The following is a 12230-nucleotide window of genomic DNA, read 5'->3' as shown; positions in this document are numbered from 1 at the left end:
TTTTAATATGAATAAGCTTTACTATCAATTTCCGGAAACCTGGTTTGGTGACTGCATGCCTTTTGGGTATAAGGACAAATTTTTTCTTTACCACCAGAGAGATACCAGAAAACCCGGCCCTTTCGGAGAACCCTTCGGATGGGACCTGGCTGTCACTTCAGATTTTGTGAAGTATGAGGACTGCGGTGTGGCTGTGCCGCGGGGAACCGACGAGGAGCAGGACCAGTTTATATTTGCAGGCAGTGTGTTTGAGGCAGAAGGGCAGTTCCACATCTTTTATACAGGCTATAACCGGGATTATCCGGCACAGGGAAAGGCCTCCCAGGTGTTGATGCACGCAGTGAGTGATGACCTTTATCATTGGACAAAGACACAGGAAGCACTCACGTTCTGCCCCCAGGATGGGTATGATCCGGATGACTGGAGAGATCCTTTTGTCATCTGGAATGAGGAGGCACAGGAATACCTGCTCATATTAGGCGCCAGAAAGATCGGACCAAAAACAGAGCAGACAGGGCGCACCGTAAAATTTACTTCAAAGGATTTGAAGAACTGGGAATTTAAAGGTGACTTCTGGGCACCAGGATTGTATACCATGCATGAAATGCCGGATCTGTTTCAAATAGGAGACTGGTGGTATCATATCATCTCCGAGTACAGCGATAAAAATAAGATCATCTACCGTATGAGCAGAAGCCTTGACGGCCCGTGGATCGCGCCCGTGGATGATGCCTTTGACGGAAGGGCGTATTATGCGGGAAGAACCTTCTGTCTGAACGGGCAGAGGATCCTGTTTGGCTGGGTGCCCACAAAAGAGGACTGTGATGACAGGAAAAATTTTGAGTGGGCAGGCACATTTGTGGCCCATGAGGTATATCAGCGTCAGGACGGGAGCTTAGGGGTAAGGATACCGGATACCGTATGGGAGGCATTCGGAACACGGGAGAGTATCCCGGATGTGAGGCTTGAAAGTCCTTATGCCAGAATGGAGAAGGTACTTGCAGAAGAATGTGGTGACCTGTACTCTTTTGAAGCGGACATTACCTTTTCAGAAGACACCCGGTCATTTGGGATCCGGGTACTGGAAAACGAGGAGACGGCACAGTCTTATCAGTTTATCTTCCCGGTTGGGGAAAACAAGTATGTCTTTGAAAAGAATCCAAACTGGCCCTGGTTCGGATGTATGAACATCGGGTTGGAACGCCCTATTACGCTTCAGGCAGGTGAAACTTATCATGTGCGGATGATACTGGATGACACCATAGTGACCTTATATGTGAATGGGGTGGCTCTTAACAGCAGAATCTATGAAAAACTGGGGGATGCACTGAGTATATTTGTGACGGACGGTACAGTGGAGGTCAGTAATATCTCCATTGCCAGAGGGTTGTCGGGGAAAGAAAAATAAGATCTGCGCAGTTCCGGTGCAAATCTCTCCAAAGCAGCAGTTGTGCCAGTGTAACCGTTCAGACAGGTCTGGGCATTCACTGCGCTGACCGTATGAATGCGTTGTGGCAGTAAGCATCCGGTCCATCGCGAAGCGGTTTTTAATGGCTGGATGTTTGAAATAGTCCATAGAGGTCTGCGCATATACTGGGCTGACCGTATGAAAAAGTAGTGCCGGCAGGTATCCAGCCCATCGCCAAGAGATTTTTTATGGTTGGATGTGTAATAGTTCAGCTTGTCTGAACTGTTGCAGATCAGTAGTTAATTTATCATAAATAATTTGCATATGCTGACTTCTATATGGTATAATGAAACAAGAATTCCTCTGCCTGTGCGGAGGAGACGTATGAATCAAAACAGAAAACTGGCAAAACTCTTATTTAAAGATAATTTTATGTTTGGCGCAGTAATGGTAAATGAGGAGATCTGCCGTGATTTCCTGGAAATGGCAGTGGGGTTTCCCATTGAAAAGGTGGAGATCAGTAAAGAGAAAAGCATGATCTACCATCCGGAATACCGTGGTATACGGCTTGATATTATCGCCCGGGATGAAAACAGGACTCATTATAATGTAGAAATGCAGGTTGCCCGAAAATCCCATATGGAAAAAAGAGCAAGATACTATCACAGTCAAATGGATATGGAATTGCTGCTGATCGGAGAGGACTACAGAGAACTGCCCGCAGCCTACGTGATCTTTATCTGCGATTTTGACCCATTCGGACAGAAAAAATACCGCTACACCATCCGGAACACCTGTGCGGAAACAGGGTTACCCATTGCGGACGGCAGTACCACCATTTTTTTAAGTACCTGCGGAAAAAATGAGTCGGAGGTACCAACAAAGCTGGTTAAATTTCTTAAATTTGTCAAGGCTGATCTAACAGACAGTGTCCGGGATTATCAGGATGACTTTATCCGAAAGATCCAGGAATTTATGGAACATGTCAGGAGCAGCCGGGAAATGGAGGAGAAGTTTATGTTGCTGGAAGAGTTATTGAAAGACGAACGAGCGGAAGGCAGACTGGAAGGCAAAGCAGAAGGTAAGCTGGAAGGTAAAGCAGAAGGCAAAGCGGAATCCGTTCTGCTTCTGCTGCAGGATTTAGGTTCGGTATCTGAGGAACTCAGGAATAAGATTTTGAAAGAGCAGGATATGGATATTCTTCTAAAATATCTGAAACTGGCAGCACGCGCGGAATCCATGGCGGATTTTGTGAAAGAAATGGATAAAATCTAAGCAGCTTTTCTAAAAAGTATAAAAGTGGATGCTGCAGGCATATCATCTGCCTGCAGCACCCTGTCTTACAAATCTATGCCGTATCAGGCATAAAACCAATCCTACAATCAATCATAGGTAACTGTTCAGTACCTTCCCAGTTACGGGCAAAAATCTATGCAGAATCGCCTTCGGCGATGGGATTTTTGCTAGCAGCTCAAGGTTTTCTTACGGTCGGTGCAGTAAATGCGCAGACCTACTGGATAGTTACGATCATAGATTCAAATAACAGACAGAGGAATTCTAATAGCCAGTTTCCCTGAAATATGATAGTATAAAACTACATGAATGCGTGTTCTGCAAAATCATAGAACTCAATCCTGATATATGCAGAAGCGCCAAACATTATAGGAAGTTTGTGAGGCCATCACGCTGCCCATCACAGAGGGAACAGTAACCTATCACGTAACGATTCAGTAGGTCTGCGCATTCATTGCGCTGACTGTAAGAAAGTGTACCACGGCCAAGCAAAGATCCCATCGCCAAAGGCGATTCTGCATGGATTTTTGCCTGTAACTGTGAGGATACTGAACAGTTACCCTATCACATAAAAAAGGAGAATACATCGGATGAAAAATCATGTAACAGGACTGCAGCACATCGGAATCCCAACAAATAATATGAAAAAAAGTCTGGAGTTCTACGAGAAATTGGGGTTTGAAAACATTTATCAGGTAAAGAACGGAAAAGAGACTGTGGTTTTTCTCAGATATGAGAACCTGACACTGGAGATTTATGAAAACGGCGCCGCTCTGGGGCGTGACGGCAGTGTGGACCATTTTGCCCTTGATACAAAACATGTGGAAGAGCTATACCTGCAAATGAAGGAGGAGGGGTATACCATGCTCACACCTGGAATCAACAGCCTTCCTTTCTGGGAAAAAGGAATAAAATTCTTTATTATAGAAGGGCCGAACAAGGAGAGGATTGAATTCTGTGAGATTCTGTAGGAGGAGACATATATGAGGAGAGCAGTATTTGGAATCGTGGGCGCTGGTTGGAGGGCTGAATTTTTCCTGAGAGCAGCAAAAGAACTTCCGGAATTTTTAAAGGTCAGCATTGTGGTGGAGCGGAACCAGGAAAAAGGGAAACGACTGGAAGAGCAGTGGGGTGTTAAAGTTCTGCCGGATCTGGATGCTATGGCAGTGTGCAGAGATGAGGTGGAATTCCTGGTTATGTGTCTTTCACCCGGGGTGATGCCAAAGATGCTTGCAAGGGCTTCGGAACTGGGGTTTTATGTGCTCAGTGAAACCTTTGCACTGGACTGTGTGGACGCTATTGAAGAATATTATCATAAGATCAAGGAACCTTCCAGGGTACAGTTTGCAGAGCAGTATTGGCTGCGGCCTGCCCATATGGCAAGGCTGGCAGTCATCCGATCCGGGAGGATCGGCTGTGTGACGCAGGCGCAGATTTCCGTAGGACATGGGTACCATGGGGTCAGTCTTCTGAGGAAATATCTGGATGTGGGGTTTGAAAACTGCGAGATCAGGGCATGGGAATTTGCGAATCCCATTGTGGAAGGCCCGGGACGAGACGGATACCCTGAGAAAGAGCACATCGTACAGGAAAAACAGCAGTTTGCAGTGCTTGATTTTGGCGGGAAATGGGGTGTGTTTGATTTCACGGAGGAACAGTATTTTTCTAAGATCCGTGGCAGCAGAGTGTTGATCCGGGGAGATAGAGGAGAAATCGAAAACAATACCATCCGCTGTCTGAGAGATTACAAAACCCCTGTAGAATACACCATGACGAGAAGTGGATCAGGGATAGATGAGGGGCTGGGTGCCCCTGTGATCGAGGGGATACAGGCAGCAGGAGAATGGCTGTACACCAACCCGTTCAAAAGGCCAAGGCTCAGTGACGAGGAGATCGCCGTAGCGGATGCAGTCTGGAAAATGCACCAATATGTATGCGGTGGGGAGAGCTTTTACTCCTTGGAGGAGGGCTGCCAGGACCAGTATCTGGACTGCATGATCCGAAATGCCATAAAATCCGGGAAAAGCGTGAAGACAGAAAGCCCAAGCTGGGCAAAGAGACGATAAAGGAAGTCATGACAAGTATCACGCGGGCAGCGTGAAGATCCTTTCCATTTTAGATTCAAGAAGGAGACACAGCAATGGAAAATAAAGAACAGCAGCATAAGCGCCGTGTCCGCTACAAAGGCACTCATCCAAGAAATTATAAAGAAAAGTACAAAGAACTGCAGCCTGAAAAATACGCGGATACCATCCAAAAGGTCATTGAAAAAGGCAGTACGCCGGCAGGAATGCACATCTCCATCATGGTAAAAGAGGTCCTGGATTTTCTGCAGATACAGCCTGGACAGCGGGGACTGGATGCCACCCTGGGGTATGGCGGCCATACGTCAAAAATGCTGAATTGCCTGCAGTCCAAAGGCCATATCTATGCTCTGGATGTGGATCCCATTGAGATGGAAAAGACAAGGGCGCGGCTGCAGAAAAAAGGGTATGGCCCGGAGATCCTGACCATTTTGCAGAAAAATTTTGCGGACATTGACCAGGTGGCAGAGCAGGCGGGAAAGTTTGACTTTGTTCTGGCAGATTTGGGCGTATCCTCCATGCAGATAGACAATCCGGACCGTGGATTTTCTTATAAAACAGACGGTCCTTTAGATTTAAGGCTGAACCCGGAAAAGGGCGTTTCCGCTGCACAGCGTTTGGAAGAAGTGACCCAGGAAGAACTGGAGGGAATGCTCATAGAGAATGCAGACGAGCCTTTTGCAAAGGAGATCGCAAGAGCTGTTATGCAGGAATCAAAAAAAGGGAACCATATATCCACCACCACACAGCTTCGGGGAGTGATAGAGAAAGCGCTGTGCCGCGTCCCTGAAAAGGAGAGGGAGGAGGCAGTGAAAAAATCCTGCCAGAGGACCTTTCAGGCGCTGCGGATAGATGTGAACAGTGAGTTTGAAGTGCTGGAAGCATTTTTGGAAAAACTGCCGGATGTTTTGGCGGAAGGCGGGCGTGCGGCAATCCTGACCTTCCATTCAGGGGAAGACAGACTGGTAAAAAAATCCTTCAAGCAGTTGAGTAAGGCAGGGATATACAGAGAAACGGCCACAGAAGTCATCCGGCCGTCCGCGGAAGAATGCAGAAGAAATCCACGGGCAAGGTCTACGAAAATGCGCTGGGCCATCAAAGCATAACAGGAAAAGATCATGCTGACAGACATCATACAAAAGAAGCTGAAACAACTCCCGGACGCCCCCGGTATTTATAAAATGCTGGACGCAGAGGGCAGGGTCATCTATATTGGAAAGAGCAAGTGTTTAAAGAAGCGTGTCAGCTCTTATTTTGCACCGGAACCCAAGTGGGAGAAAGCGAAAAAAATGTCTCCCTTTATCCGGGATATGGATTATACGGTAACGGATACACACCTGGAGGCAATGCTTTTGGAGTGCAGGTTGATCAAGCAGATACGCCCTTATTTTAATGTCATCATGAAGTCAGATGAAAAGTATGTGTATCTGGAACTGGGAACGGACAGGAGGAAAAGCCCTCTGGCAGTCAGTTATACAAAGACAGAAAACAGTTACGGACCGGTGAGGAGCCGGAGGAGCCTGGAAGAGCTAGTGGATAGCATGCAGAACCTGTATCCGCTGGAGGAAAGAGAGGGGGAGGGGATAGACTTTTCCTACCACCTTTTTCCGGAGAGCCTGTCAGAGGAGCGTTTTCTCTCTAACCGCCGGATCCTGCAGAAAATATGTGAAAACCCCTCTGTGATGCAGGCATTTCTGCGGACTGTGGAAAACCATATGCACAGCGCCGCAGAAAAACAGAAGTTTGAGATGGCAGTGCGGTACCGGGATCTGGCGGACAAACTGAGATATCTGGATAAAGGCCTGCATGCTTACCGGGAGCTGACAAGCAGGGATATCATTTATACGGTGGCACTGGAGGAGGGGTACAAACTGTTCTATATCCGGAACGGACTGGTCATCCATTCCCGGAAAACCATGGAGAATAGCAGGCGCCAAAGAAACCGGTTGATCAAGGAAACAGAGAAGACAGCAGACGGTACAGAGCAGCAGATATCGGAAAAAGAAAGCGTGGATTACCGTTCTATTGTATATACGGAACTTTCAGAGGCAGATGAAAAAGCCATTACTTACATAGGAAAAAGCACAGCAGACATAAACAGAAATGAGGAACCATATGAGCACAAACACGGACCGGAATCTGAAAATAGTAAAAGGTATCCATGAGTCCGCACATTTTCATCCGGAGATGGAACTTATTTTCGTCATCGAAGGGAATATGACTGCGGAGATCAGGGATAAGCGGTATCATTTGAAAAAAGAAGATTTGATCCTGATGAATTCCGGGGTTACCCACAGCCTGGAGGCCTTTCAGGATACCATCTTCTGCTGTGTCAGATATTCTTATGAGATCCTGTCAGAGGTCATGGAAAATGAAAACTGCATCTTTACATGCAACAGTGTGAATGATACAGAGCGCAATTATGAAGAGCTTAGAAAGATATGCAGAGAACTGATGTATCAGTATGTAAAACAGACGCACAGCACCCAATGCCTCCTAAAGAGTCTGCTGTTTAAACTGTTGGATTGTCTCATTGAGAACTACCGGCTGAACAGTAATATGGAAAATATGAGCAAAGCGGACAATGATGTAAGGCTGCAGCAGATCTTTCAGTATGTGAGCAGAAATTTCCGGTACAGCCTGAGTCTGTCTGAACTGGCAGAGCGTATGTTTGTATCCACCGCCACACTGTCTCGTTTTTTTAAGAAGCAGACAGGTATCTATTTCGCAGATTATGTGAAAAATGTCCGTGTAAGGTATGCCATGCAGGAACTGCTGTATTCAGACAGCAATATTACCAAGATAGCTGTGGACTGCGGTTTCTCCAACCCCTCTGTGTTCAACAAAGCATTTCGTGATATTTACGGACTGTCTCCCTCGGATTACAGGCGCCAGAAAAAAGCACAGGCACAGGAAAAAGAAGACCGGGACAGGAAACTGCGGGAAGAACTGCTCCGGGAATTGAAGGAAAGACAAATAGGAGAAAAAAGGCTTTCCCCGGCAGGCAGAATTTCTGTGGCTGTGGATGCGGAGCAGGGGGCTCCTTACAGAAAGAATTGGAACAAAGTTTTGAACATTGGCTCTGTATATAACCTGACACTGGCAAACCTGCAGTATCATACGCTGCATCTGATGGAACAGCTTGGATTTGGGTATGTGAGAGTTTGGAATGTATTTTCCAGGAAGCTGATGATAAGCGACGGAAAAAGGATTGGTGGTTATAATTATGATAAACTGGATGTAGTTCTGGATTTCCTGGTATCCCACCACGCGCTGCCGTTTTTGGATTTGGGAAGAAGACCGGACACGGCCATCAGATCAGAAGGGCAGTCCATTTTCTATGAGGAGGAATATATTGATTTTGGGTCCAGGGAAATATGGGAAGCTCAGTTGAAAGATTTTATCCACCATATCGTGAAACGTTATGGCAAGGAGGAAGTCAGCCAGTGGATCTTTGAACTTTCCAGGGACAGTAACCATGAGCGGAACAGCCCTTATTACCAGGGGGAGGGATATGATTATTTCCGGGTCTTCCGGTATGCATATGGAGTGATAAAGTCTGTTGTAAAGGATGCCCAGGTTGGCGGGCCTATGGGGATCATTGAAAAAGACCAGGTGTTTTTGAAGAGATTTCTGACGCTCTGTGTGGAACATGACTGTGTGCCGGATTTTGTGTCATTTCTCCTGTTTCCCTATGAGACGAAGGAGACGGGCGGAACTATTGTATATAAACGGGCAGTGAGAGAAAACTTTGAAACAGAGCAGATAGAGATGATGCGGGAGATCCTGGACAGTCTGGATATTCCAAAATGCAAGCTTTACATCACAGAGTGGAATAATTCCATCTCAAACAGAAATTATCTCAATGACAGCTGCTTCCGGGCCGCCTATATCGCGCGAAAGCTGTCTGAGATAGGGGATTCGGTGGATCTGATCAGTATTTGGATGGGGTCTGACTGGGTGAGCAGCTATTATGATACCGTAGGGATCGCAAACGGCGGCAGCGGGATCCTCACAAAGGATAGTATACGCAAACCCGCATATTTTGCCCTTCAGTTTATGAATGAACTGGGGGATACGCTTCTTTCTAAGGGAGACCATTATATTATCACCAGAAAAGGAAAACAGAGCTACTATATGATCTGTTTTAATTTCAAATGGTATAGCAGTAACTATTTTCTGCGGGACGAAAACATTCAAAATCCGGAAGTGCTGGCAGATATATTTGAAGATGACCAGCCCGTTAAGCTGGAGATCGAGCTGGAGGATATGCCTGTCAATGAGAAATTTATTATCAAAAGGCGGACAGTCAACCGGGAGAAAGGCAGTATCCTCAGCGAATGGAAGAGATTCCAGTATGAAAATGACCTGGACGGCAGTGATGTAAAGTATTTACGGGAAACCTGCATTCCGGGTCTGAGTATGGAGAAAAGAGAAACGGGAAAAGGCAGACTGCAGTTTGATGTGACTTTACAGGAACATGAGATTTCCATGATCCATATCTATCAGGATCTAGCATAAGGAAGAACATGCTCTGGAGCGTGTTTGAAAACTCATTCCGACAATCTGCACGCCCCACTTTGCGGTATATTTGCCCCAATTCGGTCAACCTAGCCCGCTGCGCCTCCCTCATTGGGGCCAGATTTCCCACAAAGCGCGACGCACAGCTTGCCGAAAGCAATTTCCCAACATGCTCTTAGACAGAAACAGCCAGTCCATAAAATTTATGGGCTGGCTGTTTTGAGGTGTTTTAGTGCAACATATATACTACGATTGTTGCAACTGAGGAAAAAGAAAAGAGGAAGACGCAATAAACGACCGATTATACGAAACCAGAGAAAGGTACGGATGCCAAAAAGCCTGTATAGTTAAACCATGAAATACAGAGATATCTCTTGGAGCCGGGCAGACCGGGTTATGCAGGCTCATTACTGAAAAGGAGAAAAATGATGGAATATAAGAAAAGAGCATCTAAGGCGGCAGTCATATGCTACGGATTTGGGGATTTGGCATCGCAGTTTGTCTGGACCTTTGTGGGTTCCTATCTGACCGTGTTTTATACGGATGTGGTAGGTCTGGCACCGGTTGTTGTTTCCGTGATCATGATGGGGGCACGTATCTGGGATGCGGTGAATGATCCCATGATGGGGGCTATAGCTGAGAGGACACGCTCCAAATTCGGACGCTTCAGGCCGTACATAGCGTTTGGCTGTCCCATTCTGGCAATTATGGGAGTGCTGACGTTTACCAATCCCTTTGGAGGAAGTTCCAAAGCAGGAATTATCTGGGCGGCAGTCACTTATATTGTGGCAGGAATGATATACACGTTGACGAACATCCCGTATGGGGCCTTGGCAGGCGTCATGACGGAGGATGCAGATCAGAGAAACCAGATCAATACATCAAGAAATATCGGTATGAATCTTGGCATGGTGATCGTCAATGCCTGTTCCGCCACCCTGCTGCTGAAATTTTCAGGCGCCGGTGCGGAGGTGGCAGACGAACATGGATATATGATGACAGCAGTGATCTACGGATGTATATCCATTCCCCTGTTTTTGATGGTATTTTTCACTGCAAAAGAGAATGTTCAGCCGGTCTCAGGCGTACAGAAATTTTCATTTAAAGATACCATCAACAACCTGATCAAAAACAAGTATCTGATGATCGTCACCCTTATTATGACCCTGCAGATGACAGCATTTATGGGGAGGATCGCAGTGACAGCGTACTATGTGATCTACTGTCTGGGTTCTTTTACCATGATAGCACTGATCATGACCATTCCATCCATCGGCGGCATTATAGGCTCCCTGTTTGTGCCGGCAGCAGCCAAGAGATTCGGCAAGAGGAATGTGCTGATGGGCTCTATGATCGTGCAGGGGATTGGTCTTTTAGTCATCTATTTCGCACCCTTTGACAACATGAAAATGGTACTTGCCGGATGCTGGATCTTCGGTCTGTTCAACGTTGGTTTTCCCATGACACTTTCCATGGTGGCTGACTCAGTGGACTATATGGAACTGAAAACAGGCATCCGCACAGACGGGACCGCCTATGCTACATACGGACTGGCAACAAAAATAGGAAATGCCATCGGCGGTGCGGTGGGAGTCCTTCTCTTGGGATTTTTCGGTTACGTTGCCAATGCACAGCAGACCACCCAGGCCATGAGAGGGATCAATATCGTAGTCAATCTGATTCCGGCTATTATCTTTTTCCTTGCAGCGGCAGCATGTCTGCTTTGGAAAATGAGTGACAAAGACGCGGACCATATCCGTGGACAATTAAGAGAAAAAGCAAAACAGGAGGAAATAAATCATGAAAAATAACAAATTACAGGTAGCAGTGATCGGATGCGGGGGGATTGCAAACCAGAAACATTTTCCGGCTCTTATTTCCCAGGCAGACAAATGTGAGATCGTCGCATTCTGCGATATCCAGGCGGAAAGAGCTGAGAAAGCAGCAGAAAAATACGGGGCAGAAGGTGCAAAAGTATACACAGATCATAAGGAATTATTAAAAGACTCGGAAATCGACGTGGTGCATGTGTGCACGCCTAATGTAGCACACTGCCCCATTACGGTAGACGCGTTCGAGGCGGGAAAACATGTATTATGTGAAAAGCCTATGGCAGCCACAACCGAGGATGCACAGAAGATGATGGATGCCTGGAGAAAATCCGGAAAGAAGTTTACCATTGGATACCAGAACCGTTTCCGCACAGATGCCCAGGCTTTGAAACGGGCCTGTGACGAGGGGAAGCTGGGTGAGATTTACTTTGCAAAGGCCCATGCAGTCAGAAGAAGAGCGGTTCCCACCTGGGGGGTATTTCCTGATAAAGCAAAGCAGGGCGGCGGTCCCCTGATCGATATCGGAACCCATGCGCTTGACATTACGCTCTGGTGTATGGATAACTACAAACCGGCCACGGTGACAGGCTCCGTGTTTGAAAAATTAGGCCATCTGCCGGAGGCAGCAGAGGGCAATATGTTCGGTCCCTGGGACCCGGAAACCTTCCAGGTGGAAGATTCTGCGTTTGGATATGTGAAGATGGAAAACGGTGCAACTATTTTTCTGGAATCTGCCTGGGCGCTGAATGTGAAAGACTCCAGAGAAGCTGCCACAACCCTGTGCGGGACAAAAGCAGGTGCGGAGATGGTTGGCGGGATGAGCCAGGAGGGATATGACCTGGTATTCAATGAGACCACAGGCGGTCTGCTCACAGAGGAACATATATCCGATACAGGTGCTATCGCATTTTTTGAGGGGAACGGCGGTGGTTCCCCTGAGGTGAAAGAGTGTAAACAGTGGCTGGAGGCGATCCTGGAGGACAAAGAGCCGCTGGTGAAACCGGAACAGGCATTTGTTGTGACACAGATTTTGGATACCATTTATAAATCCGCAAAAGCAGGAAAAGAGATCAAACTGGATTAAGGAGAGAG

General features: G+C 46.9%; 11 protein-coding genes. 10 read left to right on the top strand and 1 reads right to left on the bottom strand.

Going from position 1 to position 12230, the window contains the following annotated elements; all coding sequences use genetic code 11:
• Window positions 1-7: 7 nt before the first annotated feature.
• The 7 genes from C6P39_RS01670 to C6P39_RS01640 all read left to right on the top strand — a co-directional run bounded on the left by C6P39_RS01670 (window position 8) and on the right by C6P39_RS01640 (window position 9306).
• Window positions 8-1408, top strand: coding sequence for a glycoside hydrolase family 32 protein (locus C6P39_RS01670; protein ID WP_104802558.1), 1401 nt, complete (start codon window positions 8-10; stop codon window positions 1406-1408).
• A 384-nt stretch (window positions 1409-1792) separates the two neighbouring features.
• Complete coding sequence (locus C6P39_RS01665) at window positions 1793-2683, top strand: Rpn family recombination-promoting nuclease/putative transposase (RefSeq protein WP_104802557.1); 891 nt, start codon at window positions 1793-1795, stop codon at window positions 2681-2683.
• A gap of 608 nt (window positions 2684-3291) precedes the next feature.
• Entirely contained in the window at window positions 3292-3672 is a 381-nt protein-coding gene (locus C6P39_RS01660) for a VOC family protein (RefSeq protein WP_104802556.1), read from the top strand.
• A 12-nt stretch (window positions 3673-3684) separates the two neighbouring features.
• Window positions 3685-4767: a Gfo/Idh/MocA family oxidoreductase gene (locus C6P39_RS01655; protein WP_104802555.1), complete on the top strand. Its 1083-nt coding sequence runs from the start codon at window positions 3685-3687 to the stop codon at window positions 4765-4767.
• Window positions 4768-4841: 74 nt separating this feature from the next.
• The gene (gene rsmH / locus C6P39_RS01650) at window positions 4842-5891 is read left to right on the top strand and encodes a 16S rRNA (cytosine(1402)-N(4))-methyltransferase RsmH (protein WP_095173746.1); all 1050 of its coding nucleotides are present in this window, start codon (window positions 4842-4844) and stop codon (window positions 5889-5891) included.
• 12 nt (window positions 5892-5903) lie between these two features.
• Window positions 5904-6950: a GIY-YIG nuclease family protein gene (locus tag C6P39_RS01645; RefSeq protein ID WP_104802554.1), complete on the top strand. Its 1047-nt coding sequence runs from the start codon at window positions 5904-5906 to the stop codon at window positions 6948-6950.
• On the top strand, window positions 6901-9306 hold the full coding sequence (locus C6P39_RS01640) for a GH39 family glycosyl hydrolase (protein ID WP_158661423.1): 2406 nt from the start codon (window positions 6901-6903) through the stop codon (window positions 9304-9306). The genes C6P39_RS01645 and C6P39_RS01640 overlap by 50 nt, the downstream gene beginning before the upstream one ends.
• Here C6P39_RS01640 and C6P39_RS28395 read toward each other — a convergent pair.
• Window positions 9298-9357, bottom strand: coding sequence for a hypothetical protein (locus C6P39_RS28395; protein ID WP_334293910.1), 60 nt, complete (start codon window positions 9355-9357; stop codon window positions 9298-9300). The genes C6P39_RS01640 and C6P39_RS28395 overlap by 9 nt on opposite strands.
• An 8-nt stretch (window positions 9358-9365) precedes the next feature.
• On the opposite strand from C6P39_RS28395, the gene C6P39_RS28640 reads away from it, so the two are divergent.
• The 3 genes from C6P39_RS28640 to C6P39_RS01630 all read left to right on the top strand — a co-directional run bounded on the left by C6P39_RS28640 (window position 9366) and on the right by C6P39_RS01630 (window position 12222).
• Entirely contained in the window at window positions 9366-9485 is a 120-nt protein-coding gene (locus tag C6P39_RS28640; RefSeq protein ID WP_408608507.1) for a DUF6783 domain-containing protein, read from the top strand.
• 246 nt (window positions 9486-9731) lie between these two features.
• Entirely contained in the window at window positions 9732-11117 is a 1386-nt protein-coding gene (locus tag C6P39_RS01635) for an MFS transporter (RefSeq protein ID WP_242986864.1), read from the top strand.
• Complete coding sequence (locus tag C6P39_RS01630) at window positions 11107-12222, top strand: Gfo/Idh/MocA family protein (RefSeq protein ID WP_104802551.1); 1116 nt, start codon at window positions 11107-11109, stop codon at window positions 12220-12222. The genes C6P39_RS01635 and C6P39_RS01630 overlap by 11 nt, the downstream gene beginning before the upstream one ends.
• Window positions 12223-12230: the final 8 nt, after the last annotated feature.

It is taken from the genome of Blautia marasmi (assembly GCF_900258535.1).
In the GTDB taxonomy this organism is placed as follows: Bacteria; Bacillota; Clostridia; order Lachnospirales; family Lachnospiraceae; genus Blautia; species Blautia hominis.
This window is presented reverse-complemented; position numbering and strand designations above follow the sequence as displayed.